Raw genomic sequence first — 20,863 nt, forward strand, 5'->3', positions numbered from 1 at the left:
TTTGACAAACGGGCGTATGCCTACCAGGCACCGTGACCGTTGCTGCCGTCCGGTTGTGGCTGCGCCCAATGCGCCTTCGCTCCCGGTCGCGGAAGTCGTGCGCACCGTCCTCCGGTCACCTGATCGCCTTTCGGCCCTCGCGCATAAACGAGCGTGAACGGGTACCCGCACCAGTGTGTGTCCAGTGCGGCGGCCGCACCGCCGCGCTGCCGGGACGACAGTGAGGAGCCCCTGATGACCACGGTGAAAGAGTCGGTAGAGGTCGACGTGCCCCTCCACACCGCCTACAACCAGTGGACGCAGTTCGAGGAGTTCCCGAACTTCATGGAAGGCGTCGAGGAGGTCCGGCAGGTCGACGACCGCCACAATCACTGGACCACCAAGATCGGTGGCGTACGGCGGGAGTTCGACACCGAAATCGTCGACCAGCTCCCCGACGAGCGGATCACCTGGCGAACGGTCGGTGGCGACACCCAGCAGAAGGGCATGGTGCGCTTCCAGCCCGTGGACGAGGTGCACACGCGCGTGGAGTTGGTGATGGACGTCGAGCCGAGCGGGGCCGCGGAGAAGGCCGCCGACCTGACCGGCACCATCGACCGGCGCGTCAAGGGCGACATGCGGCGCTTCAAGGAGTACATCGAGCACCGCGGTGGCGAGACGGGAGCCTGGCGAGGCCGGATCCGGCCAGGGGACTGAACCGCGTGCGATCGTTCAGCTCCCGGCATCGAGCGGCTCAGGCGCTGGTCCGGGCGTCTCTAGGCCCACACGTCGGGTCCGCCGCCGCGCCATTCGATCAGGTCCGGGTCATCCATGGCGATCTCGTCCGGGTTGAGCCCGGCCCGCTGTAGGACGTCCTCGACATCACGCAGCGACCGGGCGACGCCGACGGGCTCGTTGAGGATCGTCATCAGCCGCCCGGCATCCTGGAGCGGGTGCACCACGAGAGGCGCGTTCTGCATGGACCCATCGTGCGCCCAGTGGGTGGCCGCCGCAGGCTGGCGCGGCGGTCCAGCAGGCCTGGCAGGCGGCCCGCTGGCAGCCGTGAATCGCCCCGGAAGGTAGATCGGGGACGGGCACGGGCGGGCTCGTGTTCCGCGGCGTCCGGTCAAGGGTTCGTTTCGAGGGTGAAGGTGCCGCGCGTGTGGGTCAGCCGGAGAAGTCGGGCAAGGACCTGCGGAACGGCGCGAAGGCGCAGGTCGCAACCGTGGGCCTGAGCGCGGCGAACCGCGCCGATCAAGGCATTGAGCCCGGCGCAGTCGCAAAACTGCAGGTTCGACAGATCGACGCTGATCCGCTGGTATGTGGTAACCGCCGAGTACAAGGTCATGCGCAGATCCGGGGCGGTGGCGATGTCCAGTTCCCCGGTCACGAACACCTGGCAGTCGTCGGGCCCAGAGTCCTGGACCTCGACGCGGAATGCGTCGAGCACGCGCGCTCCCTCACAGGTGCGGTGCGCCTTCTCTCCAGGAAACGCCGGTACCAGCCGCAGTGTCCACCCAGGTCAAGCCCGTGGGCGCGGACCGAGCGGGCCCGGCAGCCGGTTCGGCAGGGCCCGCGCGGCAGCGGGGCTTGGATGCTCCGGTCACTATGCGCGGCGGGCCGGGCGTCAGGGCGGTCGGTGTTCACCTCGGGGCAGGCGTTCTGATCAGGCTGAGGTCTTCGGCGGCGACTGGCGGCCCGCTGTGCGCAGTTGCTGGTTGATGCGCTGGGCTTCTTCGAGCTGGTCTTCGAGGATGATGATGCGGCAGGCGGCCTCTATTGGGGTGCCCTGGTCGACGAGTTCGCGGGCACGTGCGGCGATGCGCAGCTGGTAGCGGGAGTAGCGGCGGTGGCCGCCCTCCGAGCGGAGGGGGGTGATCAGGCGGTGTTCGCCAAGGGCGCGGAGGAAGGCGGGGGTGGTGCCGAGCATCTCGGCGGCCCGCCCCATGGTGTAGGCGGGGTAGTCGTCGTCGTCGAGGTTGTCGACGGCTCGGGAACTGGCAGGGGGCATAGACCTCTTCTTTCGGGGACGCGTCGGGGGGCCCGGGTGCCGTCTGGCACCCGGGCCCCGAGCTTTCAACACCATCTACCGGCTGTCTGTGCCGGCCTTCTTTGTCCGCAGGTTCCGCCTGGGAGGGCGGGACTGCGGGGATCGCGGATGCGTGACCGGGGACCACCTTCCAATCCGGGGCCTGCGGTACCCGGGCGGACTGGCTTCCTCGCCCGGGCGATCCTGATGGCGTTCTGCTCCTTACTTTCGGTTACTTGGATGTACTGCTGGATACCGCGGGTACTGCTTGCGGTCCCCGTGGGGACGTCCTACTTGACCTGCTTGCACGGCAGTTCGTGTCTGCCGTGCCCTCTCGACTTCCTGGGTACGACTAAACAGTAACCCTGCGACGGGGCAATGTCTACTGTCGCCGTGACAGTTTTTCTCCGCTACCGATGCGTGGACTTCTGTCGCCGCTGCCCTCGGAAGTAGTGGTTCCCGGGGTCGAATCCCGGCTCGACGGGCACACGCTGAGCCTGGGGCCACACCCGATCCAGAGCGGGGGGCGGCGCGCCCTTGCACTCATGGTCTGCGAACTCGCCACCAACGCCCTGCGCCACAGCGGAGGCCGCCACACCCTCGAACTCGGCGCCACCGTCGAGGCGGTGACCGTCGCCGTCAGCGACCTCAACTCGAGTGGGCGGTCGTCGGCGGCTGGTCGTGTTGTGGCGGCCCCAGGTCGCGATGGTGCGGTCGGCGGCGCGGCGTTCGCGGGTGGCCTGGAGGCGCTGTTCGCCGGTGGCTCTGCCTCAGCAAGACCGCGCCGAGCGCAGCAACGCTCTTCCTGCAATACTGCGACCAGACGGCATCAATATCTGTGCCCGCGGAGTGAGAGTTCAACGCGACCTGCACACAGATTTATTGCCGCAAGGGCCGAAGTGGAATTATTCAACACGCACAGGCCGTTGCGACGTGCTACTGTCGGTCCCAGTTGCGGTTGTGGTTCCCGAAACTTCGTGCGTTCCGGTCGGCTTCTGTGCCACTGGAAGTACTTTTGTAATTCCGGTCTTCTCCGGGCGGGGTAATCATCGCGGCGACACGGCGTCCGCACGGTGCGGATACCGGTGAACTGCCCCGAAGGAGAAATGACATGGCTACTGGCACCGTGAAGTGGTTCAACGCGGAAAAGGGTTTCGGCTTTATCGAGCAGGAGGGTGGCGGCGCCGACGTGTTCGCCCACTACTCGAACATCGCCGCCCAGGGCTTCCGCGAGCTGCTCGAAGGCCAGAAGGTGAACTTCGACATCGCGCAGGGCCAGAAGGGCCCGACGGCCGAGAACATCGTTCCTGCCTGACGCGACTGACGCGCACTCGTAGCTGGGGCCCGCATCCTTCGGGGTGCGGGCCCCAGCCGCATACCCCTCACGGTGACGGTTTCAACTGGGGAAACCCCCGAGGAATCCGTACTCGCCGCTCTGGGATCAGGGACGCAGATGCACGCACTGGCCGCGCGGCGGCCGAGGCTCCGAACACTGCATCCACATCGCGGTCGCCCTTCTCGATACCGGCGCCTGCGCAGACTGCACGCGACCAGATTCTCTCTCGCGTTCCATTCGGCTCATTCTTGCAATTCTCCGTGCGGATCACCGCTGCGGGAATTCCCCTATATGTGCCGCATCGAGGAAGGTTCCGCATGAACCGCACACGCGCGAACAACCGCTTCGCCCGCACCCGTAACGGCAGTGCCGACTCCGGAAAGAGCGGCAGCCGATTCGGCTCGTCGGCCCCGAGTCGCTCCGGCGGACCGGCCCGTTCCGGCGGTTACAGCCGCCGACGCGCCGCATTGCACGGTGAGTTTGCACTCCCCACGACGATCACCCCCGCGCTTCCCGCTGTGGAGGGCTTCGCCGATCTCGACATGCCCAGGGAACTGCTGGCCGCGCTCGGCTGGCAGGGCGTGACCGTGCCGTTCCCGATCCAGGCCGCGACGCTGCCGAACTCCCTCGCCGGCCGCGACGTCCTGGGCCGGGGACGCACCGGCTCCGGCAAGACCCTCGCCTTCGGGCTGGCGCTCCTGGCCCGCACCGCCGGGCAGCATGCCGAGGCCAGGCAGCCGCTGGGACTGATCCTCGTACCGACGCGTGAGCTGGCGCAGCAGGTCACTGACGCGCTCGCTCCGTACGCCCGCTCCGTGAAGCTGCGGCTGGCCACGGTCGTGGGCGGGGTGTCGATCGGCAAGCAGGCGGGCGTGCTGCGCGGCGGCGCGGAGGTCGTCGTCGCCACACCCGGGCGCCTCAAGGACCTCATCGACCGCGCTGACTGCCAGTTGGACCAGGTCGCCATCACCGTCCTCGACGAGGCCGACCAGATGACTGACATGGGGTTCATGCCGCAGGTCACCGCCCTGCTCGACCAGGTCCGCCCCGACGGGCAGCGCATGCTGTTCTCCGCCACCCTCGACCGCAACGTCGACCTGCTCGTGCGCCGCTACCTCAGCGATCCCGTCGTGCACTCCGTCGACCCCTCGGCTGGCGCGGTCACGACGATGGAGCACCATGTGCTCCACGTCCAGGACGCCGACAAGCGCGCGGCAACCACCGAGATCGCCGCACGCGACGGCCGCGTGATCATGTTCCTCGACACCAAACACGCCGTCGACCGCCTCACTGAGCATCTCCTGAGCAGCGGGGTGCGGGCCGCCGCCCTGCACGGCGGGAAGTCGCAGCCGCAGCGCACCCGCACGCTGGCGCAGTTCAAGTCCGGGCACGTCAGCGTGCTGGTGGCGACCAACGTCGCTGCGCGCGGGATCCACGTCGACAGCCTCGACCTCGTCGTCAACGTCGATCCACCGACCGACGCCAAGGACTACCTCCACCGCGGCGGCCGCACGGCCCGCGCCGGCGAGTCCGGCAGCGTCGTCACCCTGGTCACCCCGAACCAGCGGCGCGGTATGACGCGCCTCATGGCAGCGGCTGGCATCGTCCCGCAGACCACCCAGGTCCGTTCCGGCGAAGAGGTCCTGCACCGCATCACCGGAGCCCAGGCCCCCTCCGGCATCCCGGTCGTCATCGCCGCACCGGTGGCCGAACGTCCCAACAAGCGCGGCGCCGCCTCACGCGTCCGACGCCGCCCCGCTGCGGCGGCCCGGCGCGCGCCCGTACGGCGGTCCGTCTCCGACGCGGCAGCCTAGAACTTTCGTCATCAGGAAGTTGACCATCACTGTAGGAGGCACCTCTTGACGCTGGTCCAGACGCACCCCAGCTCGGCGGACACAAGCCCAATGAACAGGACGGCAGTCGACGCCATGGAAGCGGTCGGCCCGCAGGTCTGGGACGCGATGACCGTCGAGGTGGCGCTGTCCGTCATGGCCGCCGCCCGTACGGGGCACCTGGTCATCTGCGACGAGGACGGCCAGTGCACCGGCCTGGTCACCCTGGCCCGGCTTACCGCCGTCCGTGACAGCTCCGGATACACGGACCAGCTCCGCCTGCGCGACATCGCCGACGGCTTGGGGTCCTTCGCATCCCCGCTGAACACGTCGGCCGAGGCCGAGCACACGATGTGCCACCGGCCGCCCGGGACCCTGCCCGTGGCCGAAGAACACAGCACCGCTCCGGATGTGCTCGCCCTCTCCCGCTGAACCGCCCTCAGTACATCCGGCCCCGACTTCTCTTCTCCCTGTGAGGCATCATGCGCTGCGTCATCGCCCGCTTCCCGTTCGACCTGACCAAGAGCGGCGTGCTGGAATCCATGAAGGGCGTCAAGCCCGAGCCGGTCACCGGTGAGTGCGTCATCATCGGACGACGCCACTACCCCGCCAAGCAAGTCGGCCAGGTCATCACCCGCCAGGACCGGCGTGATTTCACCACCGGCGAAGTCCTGAGGGCCATGGCCCAACTCGGCTTCACCTGCCGCACCAGCCCCGAAGCCACACCTGCGCCCATGGCCAGCCCATACCAGCGGGCTTCCGCAATGCTCGGCACTCCCCTGTCCGTCTGGCCGACGGACAGGCGCGAGCCGGACAGGACGGTTTCTCGGCGCGGCGAGTCGGGGGTCAGTGGTCGGAGTAGCTGAAGTCCCCCACGGTCCAGGCACTTACGTCCTCGATCGCGACGCGGTACATCCCGCCCGTCCCCGGGATCCCCACCGTGCCCTGCAGGATCCGGGCGACATGGAAGTGCAGATGCGTGGGCGGCCCGTCCTTCTTCGCGGGAGGGTCGAAGACAGCGGCGAACTCGCCCAGGCGGGCGGAATCCGCCAGCACCTCCGACACCCTCTGCCTCCACACGGCTTCGGGAGCCAGGCGACCGGTGATGACAGCACCACCGGTGACCACGGTCAGGGACATCTGACTGCTCCGCCCGGACTCCACAAGGGCGGCGATGTCAACGATCAGCTCGTCAGGCTTCGGCATGAGATCGAATTCTATGCAACGGCCCGTCCGGGCGTCATGGGCGTTGGCACTATCGGGCAAGACGGGCGCATACGGTCTTGACGCCGGAGGCCCGGCGGGTCTCGGTGCGCCGCGTCTGCACCGCCACGGCAAGGACTCCGACCCGCTGATCGCGTTCACCGCGTCCGCGGCCGTGGAACTCGGCCTGCCGAAGCGCCGGGAGGACCACGAGCAGTGCCGCTTCCTGCGTCTGCCGGAGGGCCACTCGGTGGTCAAGCAGATCGCGGGCGCGCGAAGTGGAAGTTGACGCAACGTGGGTTCGGCCTGTGGCCGGGGAACGCTGGCGGCGTGGTGTCGGTGGCCCGGAGGCGGGTCCGGCCGCCGAGGCCCGCCTTGCCGTCTACCGCGTCGCCTTCGAACGATGGGTCGACGACGCCTCCGGTGACTGCGCGACCCGCAGGGCCGGTGCTGGGCGAGTAGGCCCCGGCCGACCGGACCAGCAAGTCACCCCGGGCTCACGACAGTTCGCCGTGGCTGACTGCGGCGCTACCGCAGATAATCACCAGCCTCGGTTCCAAGTACGTTCAGAAGTGCCAGAGCCTCGGCTCCAGAAGATCCTGGCGGCGCGCTGTAGAGCACGAGGTGCTGGTCGCGGTCCGTGAGCGCGAGCGCGTCGCAGTCGACGGTGATCTCCCCGACGACCGGGTGGCGGAAGGTCTTCGTGAGCATCGGCGCGGCCTGCACGTCATGCCGCTCCCAGAGGCGGGCGAAGTCGGGGCTGGCGTCGCGGAGTTCGTCGACGAGGCCGGTCACCGCCGGGTCCGTCGGGTAGCGGGCGAGGGTGGCACGGAGCTCCATGACGACATGGTGCCGGAACTCGGCGGCGTCGGAGATCCCGTACTGCGTCGCGTCAGGTCGCCTCGGCCCGAGGAATGCCCGGCGCGCGAGATTGCGGTCCTTGGGGGCGAGCCCGCCAAAGTCCTCCAGTAGCGCGGCCGCCAGGTCGTTCCACGCGAGCACCTCGAAAGCGGCGGACATGACCAAAGCGGCCGTCTGCGGCAGCCGCTCGAGGAGCGCGAGGATGCTCGGGCGGACGTCGCGCCGGTGCACCCGGGTACGGGTCGGAGCGGTACCCGCGAGGACGTGGAGGTGGTCGGACTCGGCGTCGGTGAGCCGCAGCGCGCGTGCGACCCCGGCGAGGACCTCGCCCGACGGCCGCGGCGCCCTGCCCTGTTCGAGCCGGACGTAGTACTCCGTGGAGATGTGCGCGAGGACCGCGGCCTCCTCACGGCGAAGGCCCGGTGTCCGGCGTCGCGGTCCGGAGGGGAGGCCGACGTCCTCCGGCCGGAGCCGCTCACGGCGGCTCCGGAGGAACGCCCCGAGCTCCTGCTTGTCCATAGCCCAAGTCTGCACGCTGCGCGGCGACGGATCCTGGTACCGCCTGTGCCTGCATCCGGCCTGGAGACCGGATGCACAGTGTCGGCATGACGAACGACATCGACAGCGCACCCATCGGCCTGCTCACCGGCAAGGTTGTGTTCATCACCGGCGCCAGCCGCGGCATCGGGGCGGCCGCGGCCCGGCTGTTCGCTTCCGAGGGCGCCGCCGTCGTGCTCGCCGCCCGCAGCTCGGACGCCCTCCAGCGGATCGTCACCGAGGTCCGCGCCGACGGAGGCGTCGCCGACGCCGTCGCCCTGGACCTCGCCGACCGTGCGAGCATCCGCGCGGCGGTCGACCGCGTCGAGGAGCTGCACGGACGGCTCGACGGCGCCTTCAACAACGGCGCGGCGATCCAGCAGCCCGGCCCGCTCGACACCACGAGCGAGGAGGACATCGACGAGCAGTTCGCCGTGAACTTCCGCTCGCACTGGACCGCCATGACCGCCGAGGCCGCACTCATGCGACGGAACGGCGGCGGGGCGATCGTCAACACCTCGAGCATCGGCAGCCGCCGCGCGAACCCCGCCCTCCCCGCATATGGCGCCATGAAGCGCGCGCTCAACAGCATCACCGAGACCGCGGCCGTGACCTGGGGCCGTCAGGGCATCCGAGTGAACGGCATAACCCCCGGCGGAACCGCCACAGAGATGATCGACGCGTGGGAGGCCGTGTCCCCGGGCATCATCGAGCGCAACAACGCGGCGACCCCACTCGGCCGCATGGCCAAGCCCCGCGAGGTGGCCGAGGTGGCCGCGTGGCTGCTCAGCGACCGTGCCTCGATGGTGACCGGCGCGATCGTGCCGGTCGACGGCGGCGCCGGCGCCTGAAAGGGAGAGCCGAGGCGGTCGACGATGGCCGCCCAGAGGCGAGGGTGGAACCGCTGCCGTCGAGGCCCTCCGCGCGGCGTCGCCGTATCCGATGGAAACGTCCTCGCGCCCTCACGGGGAATCCGCACACCTCAACACGGGATTCCCGCACGGCGTGAGAAGCGTTTCAGCAGGTCAGCGAATCCCGTCGGTCGCCTACTCCCTGGCGTGCGCCTGCCGCGAGACGGATCGAGGACCGGGAGCGCTTCAGTTCTCGGCGGCGTGGCGGATGGCGTCCAGGACGATGTGGGCGATGTGTTCGTCGGTGAGGGAGTACTCGATCTCACGGGCTTTGCGGTGGGCAGTGACGATCCGCGAGGTGCGCAGCACCCGCAGGTGCTGGGATACCAGGGGCTGGCTCACCCCGAGAGCGTTGACAAGTTCGTGGACCCGCCGGTGGCCGGTGGAGAGTTCGCGCACGATCCCCAGGCGGACGGGGGCGGCCAGCGCGCGCAGCAGTTCGCTGGCCGCCCGCAGATCGGCCAGCGGTTCCCCGAAGTCCGGATCCATCGCCATATGCATACCTTAGTACATGGCAATGGAGTTCAGTTGCCCTTCGGCGAGGCCCAGATGACACGAGGGCGGCCCGGGGTGATCGACCCCGGCCCGCCCCTGTCGTGCTGTGTCCGTCAGTGGTCATCCCAGTGGTCGCCGTGGCTGGCGTGGCGGTGCCCATCGTGGATGTAGTCGACGTGGTCCTCGTGCGGCACGGCCACGTGACCGCACCCCGCCTCGTGGCGGTGTTCGTGGCCTTCGTGGACGGCGTGCTCAGCGGACGCGCACTCGTCGACATGATCACCGTGCACCCGGTGGATGTGGGCGTCGTGCACGTAGTCCACGTGATCGCCGTGGGGGATGGCGACGTGCCCGCAGCCCTCTCCGTGGGCGTGGGGGTGGTCTTCGTGGGTGCGGTGCAGCGTTGCGGCAGACATCGGGGACCCCCTCTCCTATATGCGCCACACCGACCGTGAGACGTAGGCCCAACGGCGAGATGGCGGCTCGCTGCGGATTCATGATTAAGCATATAGCTATGTCTGCATGTATTGACAAGTGCGGCATCGGCCTTCGGGCGTTCGACGCTCCCCCGGATGCCCCACCCCCACCCGCCGCGCCTTCCGGTCCGCAGCCGCCCGTCAAGGACCTTGGCCGCAGCTTGACCGAACGTACGTGCGGATACGTGCTTTCGGGAACACGAGAGGTCAGGGCCGTTAAAGTCCTATAAGGTTCTTATCGGTGTGCCGGGAAGTCTGGTCGGTAAAGAGCTATACGGCGTAACCGACGGGGGAGTTCAATGACCGGCCTGACCATCGTCCTGCTGCTCGTGGTGCTGGCCACGGCGGTCGCGACAGGGGCCCGGCACTGGAGGCTTCCCGCCCCGTCACTGCTGGTCGTCGCCGGACTCGGGATCGGACTCCTGCCGTGGGTGCCGAACATCCACGTCGCGCCCGAAGTGATCAGCGTCTTGGTGCTGCCGCCGCTGCTGTACGCCTCGGCCGAGGAGATGTCCAGCCGGGAGCTGCGGGCGGTGTGGCGGCCGGTGACCGTGCTGGTCTTCGGCCTCGTCCTGGCCTCGGCGGCAGCGGTCGGCATGATCGCCTCGGCCCTCACTCCGCTGTCCCCCGCGACCGCGTTCGTCCTGGGCGCGATCCTGGCCAGCACGGACCCCGTGGCCGTGACGGCACTGGGGCGCCGTCTGTCGCTGCCGCCGCGTGTTCAGGCGATGGTGCAGGCCGAGAGTCTGTTCAACGACGCCACCTCGCTGGTGCTGTACAAGGTCGCGGTGGCCACGGCGGTGACCGCGAGTGCGGTGTCCATCCCCTCGGCCGCCGGGCAGTTCGTCGTGCTCGGCGGTGGCGGGGCCCTCATCGGCGGCGCCGTCGCCGCGGTGGTGGTGCTCGTTCGCAGGCGTACCGAGGACCCGGTGCTGGAGACGGTCATCGCACTGGTCACTCCGTACGCGTCGTACGTGCTGGCCGAGGACCTGCACACCTCCGGGGTGACCGCGGTCATCGTCGCCGGGGTCATACTCGGCAGCACCGGCCACAAACTCACCAACGCCCCCATACGGCTGCAGATCCACGCCGTCTACGACACCGTCGTCTTCCTGCTGGAGAGCGTCGTCTTCGCCGTCATCGGCCTGCAACTTCCCACCCAGGTTCGCGAGCTCGCCGCCGATGAGCGCGGCTGGCCGCTGTGGGTGCCCGCGGTGGCCTTCACCGTGCTGGCGCTCCGCCTGCTGTGGGTCTTCCCGCTCTCCGCGCTCATGCAGTACCGGCGCGGCAACAATCGCATCTCCTGGCGGGTTCCGGCCGTCCTGTCCTGGGCCGGCACCCGCGGCGTGATGCCCCTGGCCGCGGCGCTGTCCATCCCGCTGACCACCCACTCCGGCGCCCCGCTGCCGCACCGGGCGCTGATCCTGACACTGACCACCGGCACCATCGCGCTGACCCTTGTCGTCCAGGGCTTCACGCTCGCGCCCGTCGTTCGCCGCTCCGGCATCGCCCTGGAGCCCCAACACACCGCTCGCGAAGAAGCCCAGGCACGACACCACCTCGCCCGGGCCGCCCTCGCGGAGCTGGAACAGATCGAAACCGCCGACGCCGCACCGCAGATCGCCCTCAAACAGCTCCATCGCCACCTCGAAGCCCGCATCCAACAAGCCAACGACGACAGCAGCACCGACGGCGACACGGACGACACAGCGACCCGACCCGCCGACGCCTACCGTGAGATACGCCGCGCCCTGATCGCCGTCGAAACGGCCGAACTCCAGCGTCTGTACGAGGCGAACAAGATCAGCAACACCACCCGTCGCCGCCTCCAACGCGCACTCGACCTGGAGGAAGCCAGCCTCGGCGGCTGACTCCCCCGGTACGACGCCCGGTACCACGGCGCGCGAGGAAGCACCGGCGCGGCACGCTGCCACCCCTACGCACGGTGGCGTGCGGTTGCGGACCTCGACCTCGCTGGTGGAGGGGGCAAGCGTGGTGGCAATCGGCCGCACGTGCTCTTGCTCCCCGCCTGGTTGCACGGCGAACAAAGTGTGGCCCCCATGGGGCATATGGGGCATCAAGTGCGGCCTTTCGAGGGGTGCCATAGCCGCCTCCCCTATGACCACCGTCGGGCGGGGACAGCTTCCTCACACGGGTACGCCCCGGCCGGAAGAGAGCCCGGTGCGGGCTGCTGACCGCTCGACTGCCGTTCACTTGTCTGCTCGCAGGAAGGACCTTCGCACGTGCCTGTTCCCGTCGTCCTCATTACGGGCGCGCTCACCGGTATCGGCCGCTCAACTGCGTTGGCCTATGCCCGTCAGGGCGCGAATCTCGTCGTTTCCGGCCGTCACGATGACGTCGGCGAGCAGCTCGCCAGGGAGCTTGGCGACCTCGGCGCGCAAGCCGAGTTCGTGCGTGCCGACGTCCGCTCGGACGGCGATGTGGAGAACCTCGTCGACCGTGCGGTCGAGCGGTTCGGGCGACTCGATGTCGCCCTCGACAACGCCGGCACCGAAGGAACGCCCGGTGAGGCAGTCTTCCCGGAACCTTGACGCCACCGAGGATCTCGGCGTCGAGGCGTCCACCTCTGCGCATGGCGCTGCCCAGCCACACCCCCAACGCCAGTAAGGGGTCGGCAGAATGCCGACTTCTTACGCACGGCGCCCTCGGCCACGGTACCTGCCTGCGAATGACGACGGCATCCGATCGAGGGAGTCGCAGCGGCTCTCCCGCGCATGCAGGAGTTGCTCCGGCCCTGCGCTTTCAGGGTCAGATAGTGGCCATAGTCCCCGGCACGGGCTGGAGTTGGCCCTCCTCATGGCGGCCGGGCTGCACCCGCGTAGCGGAACAATTCGCCGCCGGTTGTTCGTATCCGCCACCCGCAGCGCCCCGGAGGAGGCGAACCTGTAGGGGCGAACGGCGGCATCCGGTTCGTGGATCTTGTTCCTCACCACCAGGGAGCGGCAGTGGTCCGAGAGTCACGGCCACCTCATCGTCAGCTCCGCCCTGGCTTCCCCCTCGTCGTCCAACCGGTGCACGCGGGTCCGCGGAGCGTGCTCCCCGGCACTCCCTGCCTACCCTGGAGGTGAGCACGTGCCGCCCCTGTCTGTAGCCACACGTGTGAAGGTTCCTTGACCGCACACCAGCACCTGATGGATTGTCGGCAAGTCAGGCACTGAGTCAGCACCGGCCCTGCCGGAGGGCGCGTCAGGGCACGGCGGACCGCCAAGACCACGAACCCCAAAAACAGACCACGACCTGCGAAGACGCTAGTCACGGCCGCGGTCCCCGAGCTAGGTGGAGGCCCACATGAAGATGCTGATCAACGTGCCGGAGACGGTGGTCACCGACGCGCTGCGGGGGCTGGCCGCGGCGCATCCGGAGTTGACGGTGGACGTGGAGAACCGCGTCGTGGTCCGGCGGGACGCGCCCGTCGAGGGCAAGGTGGCGCTGGTCTCCGGTGGGGGCAGCGGCCACGAGCCGCTGCACTCGGGGTTCGTGGGCCGGGGGATGCTGGACGCCGCGTGCCCCGGCGAGGTCTTCACCTCTCCGGTCCCCGACCAGATGGCGCGTGCCGCGGCGGCCGTGGACAGCGGGGCCGGGGTGCTGTTCGTGATCAAGAACTACACCGGTGACGTGCTCAACTTCGACATGGCCGCGGAACTCGCCGAGGACGAGGGCGTACAGGTCGCCAAGGTCATCGTCAACGACGATGTCGCGGTCACCGACAGCCTCTACACGGCGGGGCGGCGCGGCACCGGCGGCACGCTGTTCGTGGAGCGGCTGGCGGGCGCCGCCGCCGAGGAGGGCGCGCCGCTGGACCGGGTGGCCGCCCTCGCCCAGCGGGTCAACGACGGCTGCCGCAGCTTCGGCGTGGCGCTGAGCGCCTGCTCCACCCCGGCCAAGGGCGGACCGACCTTCGATCTGCCGCCCGGCGAGCTGGAGTTGGGCATCGGCATCCACGGCGAGCCGGGCCGCGAGCGGCGCGCGATGATGACCTCGGGGGAGATCGCGGACGCCGCCGTCGACGCCGTGGTGACCGACCTGCGGCCGGACGGCCCGGTGTTCCTCCTGGTCAACGGGATGGGTGGAACCCCGCTGCTGGAGCTGTACGGGTTCAACGCCGAGGTGCGGCGGGCGCTGGGCGAGCGCGGGGTGCCGGTGGTGCGTACCCTCGTCGGCAACTACGTCACCTCGCTCGACATGGCGGGCGCCTCGGTCACCCTGTGCCGTGCCGACGACGAGTTGCTGCGGCTGTGGGACTCGCCGGTGCGTACGCCCGCGCTGCGCTGGGGCTGTTGAGACACCTCTGGCACGACCGATCCCGTACAACAGGAGGGACGCATCCGGAAATGAACACATCCGCAGCTGGCACCCCCGATCCGCTGGTCGACACCGCGTTCGTACGACGCTGGCTGAGCCTGGCGACGTCGGCGATCGAGCGCAAGTCCGGCTGGCTCACCGAACTGGACTCCGCGATCGGCGACGCCGACCACGGCACCAACATGCAGCGCGGTTTCGCCGCCGCGTCCGCCGCCGTCGAGAAGGAGCCGTCGAACACCCCCGGCGAGGTCCTCACCCATGTGGGGCGGCAGCTGATCAGCTCGGTGGGCGGCGCCGCCGGTCCGCTGTACGGCACGCTGCTGCGCCGGGCGGGCAAGGCTCTGGGCGACCAACCGACCGCCACCCCCGAGGAGTTGTGCGTCGCCCTGCGGTCCGGGGTGGACGCGGTGGCCCAGCTCGGCCGCTCCGAGCGGGGTGACAAGACGATGCTGGACTCCCTGTACCCGGCGGTCGAGGCGATGGGGTTCGCACTCGGTTCCGGTGCCGGGCTGCTGGCGGCGCTGGCGGCGGCCCGTACGGCGGCGGACGAGGGCGCCGCGGCGACGGTGCCGCTACTGGCGCGCAAGGGGCGGGCGAGTTACCTGGGCGAGCGCAGCATCGGCCACCAGGATCCCGGTGCGACGTCGGCGGCGCTGCTCATCGCCGCGTTCGCCGAGGCGGCGGAGGCGGGGGCGGCATGACGGGGCGACAGGTGGGTGTGGTCCTGGTGTCGCACAGCGCGGAGGTCGCCACGTCGGTCGCGCAGATGGCCCGCTGTCTGGCGACAGGTGGCGCCACGGCCGCGGTGGCGGCGGCGGGCGGCACCGAGGACGGCGGCATCGGAACCAGCGCGGAGCTGATCAAGCGGGCGGTCCGCGCGGTCGATACGGGCGCGGGCGTGGTGGTCATCGCCGATCTGGGCAGCGCGGTACTGACCGTCAAGGCCCTGCTGGAGGACAAGGAGCTGCCGGACGGCACCCGGCTGGCCGACGCGCCCTTCCTGGAGGGTGCGGTGGGCGCCGTGGTCACCGCCTCGGCGGGCGGTGACAGCGAGGCGGTCACCGCGGCGGCCGAGGAGGCCTACGGCTACCGCAAGACGTGACGGACGACCGCTAGCCGACCGGCTTGTCGAACCACGTCGGCTCGTCGCCCAACGCCATCCGGATGCGCGTGAGGCATCCGTCGCCGAGCGGCGGCAGCTCGTTGAGGCCGAACCAGCCGACGTCGATGGACTCGTCGTCGTTGACCCTCGCCTCGCCGCCCACCGCGCGGCAGCGGAACGAGATCGTCATGAACTGCACCTGGTCGCCGTGCGGATAGACGGTGGGTTCCTCGGCGAACACACTGATCACCCGCTCGGGCACCGCGCGCACCGCCGTCTCCTCGTACACCTCGCGCACCACCGCCTGGGCGGGCTGCTCGCCGGGCTCGGGGATGCCGCCGACGATCGTCCACTGACCGTTGTCCGATCGGCGCACCAGCAGAACCCGCCGCCGGTCGTCCAGGACAACGGCGGAGACGCCGGGCAGGAAAACCAGCTTCTGGCCGATGCTGGCCCTCAGTTCGCGCAGGAATTCAGGTATGGCCACCCGCCGAGCATAAGAGGAGTAGCTGTCAGGAAGCCGACATGCGGATGGCCGACGGGTGGTGGCGGTTCAGACGTCGCCGAGTGCCCGCGAGGCGGGGTTCCGCAACCGGGCGCGGATCGCCAGCAGTGCGTCTTCCGGGTGGTCCACCGTCACGGTGAACCGGCGGCCGTCGCCGAGATCGAGCACCAGGCCGGGCCCGCGCCGCACCACTACGGCGGTGCCCATCTCGGGCCGCCAGCGGTACCCCCAGCCGCCCCAGTGCCGCGGGCTGATCGACGGCGCGAGATGAGCGGAGTCCACCTGGTCCAGCGGGATGCGGCGGCGTGGCAGGCCGATGTGGCCGCACCGCACCTCAAGGCATTCGCGGTCCACCCGTACCCGCACATGGGTGAACGCGATCGTCCCAAACAGCACCAGCAGCCCGGCCGCCAGGCAGCCGACCACCGACATGGCGAGCGGTGCGATCCCCGAGGTCCAGGCCGAGTCGACGGCCAGCTCGATGCCCAGGGCCACGCACCCGGCGCCCGCGGCGGCGAGCAGCCACTGGACCCGGTTGGTGGCGTGTCCGGTCCACACCTCAGGCACGGGGCCAGCGGCTCCTGCGCTGCGGGAGTCGTCCATGTCTCGGAGCGTACTCGGAGTGCGGCGGTTCGGCACTCAGTGTGCGGAACCGCGCTCAGTGCGTGGCGGCCGCCCCGGCGAGCTCGCGGCCCTCGGCGTAGGCCAGTGCCGCGGCCTCCAGCGGTTCCGGGCGACCGTTGAGGAGGACGGTGAGGCCGCCGGTGGGCTCGGCGTCGGGCGCGGGGGCGGCACCGATCCGGCGCAGCGCCTGGGCCGCGACCGCGTCGGCCGAACCGTACATGACGATCTCGGGCGCGGTCGGCGGCTGGACGGCGGCACGGATACGGTCGGTGACCAGTTCGTAGTGGGTGCAGCCGAGCACGACGGAGCGCACGTCGCCGGGGGTGCGCTGGGCGGCGGAGGCGATGGCGGCGTCGATCGCGGTGTCGTCGGCGTTCTGCAGGGCGTCGGCGAGGCCGGGGCAGGCCACCTCGGTGACCCGTACCCCGTCGGCGAACTCGGCGATCAGAGCGCGCTGGTAGTCGCTGCCGGTGGTGGCCGGGGTGGCCCAGATCGCCACCGGGCCGCCCGCCGCCGCGGCGGGCTTGACGGCCGGAACCGTGCCGATGACCGGAATGTCCGGCTCCAAGTGCTGCCGCAGCGCGGGCAGGGCGTGCACGGAAGCGGTGTTGCAGGCCACGATCAACGCGTCCGGCCGCTCCGCGGCGGCGGCTTTCGCGCAGGCCAGCGCGTGCTCGGTGACATATTGCGGGGTACGCGGACCCCACGGCATGCTCGCGGGGGCGGAGGACAGCACCAGGTCGGCGTCGGGACGAAGTCGGCGCAGCGCCGCGGCCGCCGCCAGCAGACCGATACCGGAGTCCATGAGCGCGATCTTCACTGTCGGCGTGCCTCCCGGTGTCGTGTTGTCGCTGCGGTCCGACCTGGCCATCAGGGGCCGTCCGGCCGGACAGCGCCCCGGCAACTCTAATAGATCGTCTTGTCTGCTCATGGCCCGCCTCGCAGGCGCGGGTCCGCCCGCCGTGGGCGCGGGAGCGGACCGGAGTGGGGCAGACTGCGCCGGTGACCTTGTGGACCGTGATCGCTGTTGTCTCACTGCTCTGCTGGCTGTGGCTACTGCTCGCACAGGGATTCTTCTGGCGCACCGACGTGCGCCTGCCACCCGCCGCGGAACCGGACACGTGGCCGACGGTGGCCGTGGTGGTGCCGGCGCGGGACGAGGCCCATGTGTTGCCGGTCAGCCTGCCCTCACTGCTCGCGCAGCAGTATCCGGGCCGGGCGGAGGTGTTCCTGGTCGACGACGGCAGCTCGGACGGCACGGGCGCGCTGGCCCGCGCCCTCGCCGACGAGCACGGCGGGCTGCCGCTGACCGTGACCTCGCCGGGCGAGCCGCCCGCGGGCTGGACCGGCAAGCTGTGGGCGGTACGGCACGGGATGGCGACCGCGTCCGCCGCGTACCGGGCGGAGTACCTGCTGCTGACGGACGCCGACATCGCCCATGAGCCGTCCTCGCTGAGGGAGTTGGTGGCTGGTGCGGTCGGCTCGGACCTGGACGTTGTCTCGCAGATGGCGCGGTTGCGGGTGGCGACGGCCTGGGAACGGCTGATCGTTCCGGCGTTCGTGTACTTCTTCGCCCAGCTGTACCCGTTCCGCTGGGTGAACCGGTCCGGCCGCACCGCGGCGGCGGCCGGGGGGTGCGTACTGGTCCGGCGCGCCGCGGCCGAGCGGGCGGGGATCCCGGAGGCGATCCGCCAGGCGGTGATCGACGACGTGGCGCTGGCCCGCGCGGTGAAGCGGTCGGGTGGCCGCCTCTGGCTGGGGCTTGCCGACCGGGTGGACAGCGTACGCCCGTATCCGCGGCTGTCGCAGCTGTGGCGGATGGTCTCCCGCAGCGCGTACGCCCAACTGCGGCACAACCCGCTGCTGTTGGCCGGCACGCTCGCCGGTCTGCTGCTGGTCTACCTGGTGCCGCCGGTCGCGGCGGTCGGCGGCGCGGCGGCGGGGAACGCGGCGGTGTACGCGGCGGGCCTCGGGGCGTGGGTGCTGATGACGGCCAGCTATCTGCCGATGCTGCGCTACTACCGGCAACCGCTGTGGCTGGCACCGCTGTTGCCGTTGACGGCGCTGCTGTACGCGGCGATGACGGCCGACTCGGCGGTGCAGCACTACCGGGGGCGGGGCGCCGCCTGGAAGGGCCGTACCTACCCGCGCCCCGACCCCGCTGCGGTACCCGACCAGCGGGGATAGGGCCGGAACACGGCACGTGGCCGCCCACGGACCAGAGGTCCGGGGCGGCCACGTTTCATGGATGCCGGAGGAAACGGTTCGTCAGGCGTGCCGTCCTGTCGTTACCCAGGACTCACTCGCCTGTACGGCGACGGCGCAGCGCCCAGGCGCCACCACCGATGGCCGCGGCGGCGAGAGCACCGCCCGCACCGGTCTCCAGCGCGTTGCCGTTGTTCACCGAGCCACCCTCACCGGCCTTGACGCCGCCGCTGGGGTAGCTGCCGCCACTGCGCTTGCCCCCGTTGTAGCCGCCACCGTTGTAGCCGCCACCGTTGTAGCCGCCGCCGTAACCGCCACCGCCGTGGTGGTGGTGGTGACGACGGTGGTGACGCCGCTCGATGACCTGGATGTGGGTGCGGAAGAAGCCGTCGTGCGGGCACCGACCGGTGATCAGGAAGTGCCTGCGGTGACGACGGTGGTGACGGTGGTGACGGTGGTGACGCTTGGGGCCGGTCCAGCCGCCCCAGCGGTCGTCGCGGTCGGCCTCGCGACGGTGGCCCCAGTGCTTGTACTCGACCTTGCCGGACCCCACGTACAGCCGCTCGTCACGGTTGCGCCCGTCGTGGTGGTCGTGGTCGCGGAAGATGCCGTCGCGGTGGAGCGTGATGTGGTCGCGGCGGAACGCCTCGGAGAAGGCGCGGATGGTACGGACGTCGTCGGCCTGGGCCCTGGGGCAGCGGACCCGGACGTGGACCCGCTCGCCCGACCACGCGACCTTGGGGTGGACCCGGATGTGAGCACGCCGGTGATGGTCGTTGTCGTCGCCGGTTGCGAACGACGCGGGAGCCGTGAGGCTGATGACTGAGGCCGCGCCCACGAGGGCTGCGGTTGCCAGGCGCATAGTGCGCATGTGTGATCTCCGATTCCCGGGCGCAGCCGCAGACCCATACCGCCTGCGTAGCCAGATAACTACGCCCCGTCATATCTGACGATATGTAGGCACCTGACGACCCGCCACTTAAGATCGGCATAAGAGTGAAGAAGATCTGGCACTCACCTCTAAAACATGACATTTCCCCTGCTCAAAGGCGCACTAAAGCGCCGTCAGAAATTTCTCTGACGGCACACCAGATGGACTAGTGCTTGCGCCCCGGGGTCCAGTTCATGCCCCATCCGTACGCCTGGTCGACGGTGCGCTGCGGGCTCACGCCCGGTCGCGGCACGAGGTACCGGGCCTCCCGACGCACCACCAGTTCCCCGCCATCGTTGCTGATCAGGGCCAGGGCGCAGACGGTGGACGGCACCGTGCACTCGTCCAGGAAGAACTCGACCGGCGCGCCGCTTTCCGGCCGCAGCGTGGTGGTGGCGTGCAGACCCGCGAAGCTGCGGGCGCCCTCGTAGATGGTGACGAAGACCAGGATCCGCCGGAAGGCGTGCCGGTGGTCGAGGTTGATGGTGAGGTTCTCGCCGCTGTCGACCGCGCCAGTGCGGTCGTCTCCGTCCAACTGGATGTACGGGGGCCGGTCGACCGCACCGAAGGCGTTCCCCAGCGCCTGCACAACTCCCCTGGTGCCGTCGGTGAGTTCGTACAGGGCGCACAGGTCGAGGTCGATCTCGGCGGCCTGTGAGCCCATCAGCCCGGCCTTGCGCAGCCAGCCCCTCGGCTGCTCGCGCATCCGCCAGTTGAGATTGACCCGCATGGCGCCCGAGGTACCGCCCTGCTTGGTCAAGGAGACGGAGGGGGCGTCCTTCGTCAGGGTGACCTTTGTGAGCCGCACGGGGGGCGCGGAGGGCGCGGGAGGCGTCAGGGGTTGCGGAGAGGTGGCGGGGGGCGCGGGCACAGGCTCGGGCGCCACCTGGGGCTCGGACGGCACGAACGCGTCCGCCGGTATCCCGAAGTCGGCCGCCAGCCCGGCCAGCCCGGTGTCGTACCCCTGGCCGACGGCCCGGAAGCGCCACTGCCCGGCGCGCCGGTACAACTCCCCCAGCACCAGCGCCGACTCCACGGTGGTGTCGGCGCACTCGAAGTGCGCGACCTCTTCGCCCGCCACCGCGTCCGTCACCCGGACGCGCGCTCCGGGCAGTTGGCCGAACGTTCCACCGTCCACGGAGGCGACCAGCACGACCCTGTCCAGGCCCTGCTCAACGCGTGTCAGATCCACCAGCAGGCTGTCCACCCGCTCCCCGTCCACCGGCCGCGCGCCCTCGTGGCGGACACCTCCGGACGGATGCGCCCGGCCGTACCCGACGACGTCCGCCCGCCCGTCGGCCAGCAGCAGCGCGCAGGCTTCGGTGCGCGGCGCACCGGGGCCCGTGCGCCAACCGAACTCCACCCGCAGCGGCCGCGCGGGTACGGGCACGTTGGACCCCTTGGGCATGGACATGAACTCCCCCTTCGTACAGCCCGGGACACCCCCGGCAACTCCCCTTAAAGGCTGGCGTTTACACGATCAGAACGCCGCCCCGCGACCGATTTTCACAGTT

23 protein-coding genes and 2 pseudogenes are annotated in these 20,863 nt (G+C 70.2%); 13 read left to right on the forward strand and 12 right to left on the reverse strand.

The window, feature by feature from the left end:
- Positions 1-234 precede the first annotated feature (234 nt).
- Complete coding sequence (locus P3G67_RS13270) at positions 235-696, forward strand: SRPBCC family protein (RefSeq protein ID WP_276093651.1); 462 nt, start codon at positions 235-237, stop codon at positions 694-696.
- 59 nt (positions 697-755) lie between these two features.
- Here the strand turns inward: P3G67_RS13270 and P3G67_RS13275 are convergent, their stop codons facing one another.
- From P3G67_RS13275 to P3G67_RS13285, 3 genes are all read right to left on the reverse strand, one after another.
- On the reverse strand, positions 756-959 hold the full coding sequence (locus P3G67_RS13275) for a hypothetical protein (RefSeq protein WP_276093652.1): 204 nt from the start codon (positions 957-959) through the stop codon (positions 756-758).
- A gap of 146 nt (positions 960-1,105) precedes the next feature.
- Positions 1,106-1,429: an STAS domain-containing protein gene (locus tag P3G67_RS13280; RefSeq protein ID WP_276093653.1), complete on the reverse strand. Its 324-nt coding sequence runs from the start codon at positions 1,427-1,429 to the stop codon at positions 1,106-1,108.
- Between the two features lie 216 nt (positions 1,430-1,645).
- Positions 1,646-1,990, reverse strand: coding sequence for a MerR family transcriptional regulator (locus P3G67_RS13285; RefSeq protein ID WP_276093654.1), 345 nt, complete (start codon positions 1,988-1,990; stop codon positions 1,646-1,648).
- Positions 1,991-3,119: 1,129 nt separating this feature from the next.
- Between P3G67_RS13285 and P3G67_RS13290 the strand changes: the two genes are divergently transcribed.
- From P3G67_RS13290 to P3G67_RS13305, 4 genes and pseudogenes are all read left to right on the forward strand, one after another.
- On the forward strand, positions 3,120-3,323 hold the full coding sequence (locus tag P3G67_RS13290) for a cold-shock protein (protein WP_037861485.1): 204 nt from the start codon (positions 3,120-3,122) through the stop codon (positions 3,321-3,323).
- A 338-nt stretch (positions 3,324-3,661) separates the two neighbouring features.
- Positions 3,662-5,158: a DEAD/DEAH box helicase gene (locus P3G67_RS13295; protein WP_276093655.1), complete on the forward strand. Its 1,497-nt coding sequence runs from the start codon at positions 3,662-3,664 to the stop codon at positions 5,156-5,158.
- Positions 5,159-5,203: 45 nt separating this feature from the next.
- Entirely contained in the window at positions 5,204-5,608 is a 405-nt protein-coding gene (locus P3G67_RS13300) for a CBS domain-containing protein (protein ID WP_276093656.1), read from the forward strand.
- A gap of 50 nt (positions 5,609-5,658) precedes the next feature.
- Positions 5,659-5,961, forward strand: a pseudogene (locus tag P3G67_RS13305) (SCO5918 family protein); the annotation flags it as partial.
- 61 nt (positions 5,962-6,022) lie between these two features.
- Here the strand turns inward: P3G67_RS13305 and P3G67_RS13310 are convergent.
- The gene (locus tag P3G67_RS13310; protein ID WP_276093658.1) at positions 6,023-6,382 is read right to left on the reverse strand and encodes a hypothetical protein; all 360 of its coding nucleotides are present in this window, start codon (positions 6,380-6,382) and stop codon (positions 6,023-6,025) included.
- A gap of 94 nt (positions 6,383-6,476) precedes the next feature.
- Here P3G67_RS13310 and P3G67_RS13315 point away from each other — a divergent pair.
- A pseudogene (locus tag P3G67_RS13315) lies at positions 6,477-6,691 on the forward strand (telomere-associated protein Tap); the annotation flags it as partial.
- Between the two features lie 216 nt (positions 6,692-6,907).
- Here the strand turns inward: P3G67_RS13315 and P3G67_RS13320 are convergent.
- Positions 6,908-7,759, reverse strand: coding sequence for a helix-turn-helix transcriptional regulator (locus P3G67_RS13320; protein WP_276093659.1), 852 nt, complete (start codon positions 7,757-7,759; stop codon positions 6,908-6,910).
- A gap of 86 nt (positions 7,760-7,845) precedes the next feature.
- On the opposite strand from P3G67_RS13320, the gene P3G67_RS13325 reads away from it, so the two are divergent.
- Entirely contained in the window at positions 7,846-8,628 is a 783-nt protein-coding gene (locus P3G67_RS13325; RefSeq protein ID WP_276093660.1) for an SDR family NAD(P)-dependent oxidoreductase, read from the forward strand.
- Positions 8,629-8,874: 246 nt separating this feature from the next.
- Here the strand turns inward: P3G67_RS13325 and P3G67_RS13330 are convergent, their stop codons facing one another.
- Both P3G67_RS13330 and P3G67_RS13335 read right to left on the reverse strand, forming a co-directional pair.
- Entirely contained in the window at positions 8,875-9,183 is a 309-nt protein-coding gene (locus P3G67_RS13330) for an ArsR/SmtB family transcription factor (RefSeq protein ID WP_269856327.1), read from the reverse strand.
- Positions 9,184-9,296: 113 nt separating this feature from the next.
- A complete protein-coding gene (locus P3G67_RS13335; protein WP_269856326.1) occupies positions 9,297-9,599 on the reverse strand; it encodes a hypothetical protein in 303 nt (100 codons plus the stop codon).
- Between the two features lie 359 nt (positions 9,600-9,958).
- Between P3G67_RS13335 and P3G67_RS13340 the strand changes: the two genes are divergently transcribed.
- The 5 genes from P3G67_RS13340 to P3G67_RS13360 all read left to right on the forward strand — a co-directional run bounded on the left by P3G67_RS13340 (position 9,959) and on the right by P3G67_RS13360 (position 15,084).
- Complete coding sequence (locus P3G67_RS13340) at positions 9,959-11,530, forward strand: Na+/H+ antiporter (RefSeq protein ID WP_276093661.1); 1,572 nt, start codon at positions 9,959-9,961, stop codon at positions 11,528-11,530.
- A 372-nt stretch (positions 11,531-11,902) separates the two neighbouring features.
- Entirely contained in the window at positions 11,903-12,211 is a 309-nt protein-coding gene (locus tag P3G67_RS13345) for an SDR family NAD(P)-dependent oxidoreductase (RefSeq protein WP_276093662.1), read from the forward strand.
- Positions 12,212-12,968: 757 nt separating this feature from the next.
- A complete protein-coding gene (gene dhaK / locus P3G67_RS13350; RefSeq protein WP_276093663.1) occupies positions 12,969-13,961 on the forward strand; it encodes a dihydroxyacetone kinase subunit DhaK in 993 nt (330 codons plus the stop codon).
- A gap of 50 nt (positions 13,962-14,011) precedes the next feature.
- A complete protein-coding gene (gene dhaL / locus P3G67_RS13355) occupies positions 14,012-14,683 on the forward strand; it encodes a dihydroxyacetone kinase subunit DhaL (RefSeq protein WP_276093664.1) in 672 nt (223 codons plus the stop codon).
- Positions 14,680-15,084, forward strand: coding sequence for a PTS-dependent dihydroxyacetone kinase phosphotransferase subunit DhaM (locus tag P3G67_RS13360; RefSeq protein WP_276093665.1), 405 nt, complete (start codon positions 14,680-14,682; stop codon positions 15,082-15,084). The genes dhaL and P3G67_RS13360 overlap by 4 nt, the downstream gene beginning before the upstream one ends.
- A gap of 10 nt (positions 15,085-15,094) precedes the next feature.
- Here the strand turns inward: P3G67_RS13360 and P3G67_RS13365 are convergent, their stop codons facing one another.
- From P3G67_RS13365 to P3G67_RS13375, 3 genes are all read right to left on the reverse strand, one after another.
- Positions 15,095-15,571 carry an NUDIX hydrolase gene (locus P3G67_RS13365; RefSeq protein ID WP_276093666.1) on the reverse strand — a complete coding sequence of 159 codons (477 nt, stop codon included), beginning with the start codon at positions 15,569-15,571 and terminating at the stop codon, positions 15,095-15,097.
- 66 nt (positions 15,572-15,637) lie between these two features.
- The gene (locus tag P3G67_RS13370) at positions 15,638-16,192 is read right to left on the reverse strand and encodes a hypothetical protein (protein WP_276093667.1); all 555 of its coding nucleotides are present in this window, start codon (positions 16,190-16,192) and stop codon (positions 15,638-15,640) included.
- A 55-nt stretch (positions 16,193-16,247) separates the two neighbouring features.
- Positions 16,248-17,033, reverse strand: coding sequence for a glutamate racemase (locus tag P3G67_RS13375; RefSeq protein ID WP_276093668.1), 786 nt, complete (start codon positions 17,031-17,033; stop codon positions 16,248-16,250).
- Positions 17,034-17,221: 188 nt separating this feature from the next.
- Here P3G67_RS13375 and P3G67_RS13380 point away from each other — a divergent pair, with 188 nt between their 5' ends.
- Positions 17,222-18,400, forward strand: coding sequence for a glycosyltransferase (locus P3G67_RS13380; protein WP_391858259.1), 1,179 nt, complete (start codon positions 17,222-17,224; stop codon positions 18,398-18,400).
- A gap of 112 nt (positions 18,401-18,512) precedes the next feature.
- On the opposite strand, the gene P3G67_RS13385 is transcribed toward P3G67_RS13380, so the two are convergent.
- Together P3G67_RS13385 and P3G67_RS13390 are read right to left on the reverse strand one after the other, a co-directional pair.
- The gene (locus tag P3G67_RS13385; protein ID WP_276093670.1) at positions 18,513-19,289 is read right to left on the reverse strand and encodes a hypothetical protein; all 777 of its coding nucleotides are present in this window, start codon (positions 19,287-19,289) and stop codon (positions 18,513-18,515) included.
- Between the two features lie 226 nt (positions 19,290-19,515).
- Positions 19,516-20,763, reverse strand: coding sequence for a TerD family protein (locus P3G67_RS13390; RefSeq protein ID WP_276093671.1), 1,248 nt, complete (start codon positions 20,761-20,763; stop codon positions 19,516-19,518).
- Positions 20,764-20,863 lie beyond the last annotated feature (100 nt).

Source organism: Streptomyces silvisoli (genome assembly GCF_029269905.1).
Taxonomy (GTDB): Bacteria; Actinomycetota; Actinomycetes; order Streptomycetales; family Streptomycetaceae; genus Streptantibioticus_A; species Streptantibioticus_A silvisoli_A.

What these genes read in the sequence shown, in the direction of transcription:
- P3G67_RS13360 (WP_276093665.1), top strand. Translation starts at nt 14,680, where the DNA reads ATGACGGGGCGACAGGTGGGTGTGGTCCTGGTGTCGCACAGCGCGGAG.
- P3G67_RS13330 (WP_269856327.1), bottom strand. Translation starts at nt 9,183, where the DNA reads ATGGCGATGGATCCGGACTTCGGGGAACCGCTGGCCGATCTGCGGGCG.
- P3G67_RS13290 (WP_037861485.1), top strand. Translation starts at nt 3,120, where the DNA reads ATGGCTACTGGCACCGTGAAGTGGTTCAACGCGGAAAAGGGTTTCGGC.
- P3G67_RS13310 (WP_276093658.1), bottom strand. Translation starts at nt 6,382, where the DNA reads ATGCCGAAGCCTGACGAGCTGATCGTTGACATCGCCGCCCTTGTGGAG.
- P3G67_RS13270 (WP_276093651.1), top strand. Translation starts at nt 235, where the DNA reads ATGACCACGGTGAAAGAGTCGGTAGAGGTCGACGTGCCCCTCCACACC.
- dhaL (WP_276093664.1), top strand. Translation starts at nt 14,012, where the DNA reads ATGAACACATCCGCAGCTGGCACCCCCGATCCGCTGGTCGACACCGCG.
- P3G67_RS13275 (WP_276093652.1), bottom strand. Translation starts at nt 959, where the DNA reads ATGCAGAACGCGCCTCTCGTGGTGCACCCGCTCCAGGATGCCGGGCGG.
- P3G67_RS13295 (WP_276093655.1), top strand. Translation starts at nt 3,662, where the DNA reads ATGAACCGCACACGCGCGAACAACCGCTTCGCCCGCACCCGTAACGGC.
- P3G67_RS13340 (WP_276093661.1), top strand. Translation starts at nt 9,959, where the DNA reads ATGACCGGCCTGACCATCGTCCTGCTGCTCGTGGTGCTGGCCACGGCG.
- P3G67_RS13285 (WP_276093654.1), bottom strand. Translation starts at nt 1,990, where the DNA reads ATGCCCCCTGCCAGTTCCCGAGCCGTCGACAACCTCGACGACGACGAC.
- P3G67_RS13320 (WP_276093659.1), bottom strand. Translation starts at nt 7,759, where the DNA reads ATGGACAAGCAGGAGCTCGGGGCGTTCCTCCGGAGCCGCCGTGAGCGG.
- P3G67_RS13390 (WP_276093671.1), bottom strand. Translation starts at nt 20,763, where the DNA reads ATGTCCATGCCCAAGGGGTCCAACGTGCCCGTACCCGCGCGGCCGCTG.
- P3G67_RS13335 (WP_269856326.1), bottom strand. Translation starts at nt 9,599, where the DNA reads ATGTCTGCCGCAACGCTGCACCGCACCCACGAAGACCACCCCCACGCC.
- P3G67_RS13325 (WP_276093660.1), top strand. Translation starts at nt 7,846, where the DNA reads ATGACGAACGACATCGACAGCGCACCCATCGGCCTGCTCACCGGCAAG.
- P3G67_RS13370 (WP_276093667.1), bottom strand. Translation starts at nt 16,192, where the DNA reads ATGGACGACTCCCGCAGCGCAGGAGCCGCTGGCCCCGTGCCTGAGGTG.
- dhaK (WP_276093663.1), top strand. Translation starts at nt 12,969, where the DNA reads ATGAAGATGCTGATCAACGTGCCGGAGACGGTGGTCACCGACGCGCTG.
- P3G67_RS13385 (WP_276093670.1), bottom strand. Translation starts at nt 19,289, where the DNA reads ATGCGCACTATGCGCCTGGCAACCGCAGCCCTCGTGGGCGCGGCCTCA.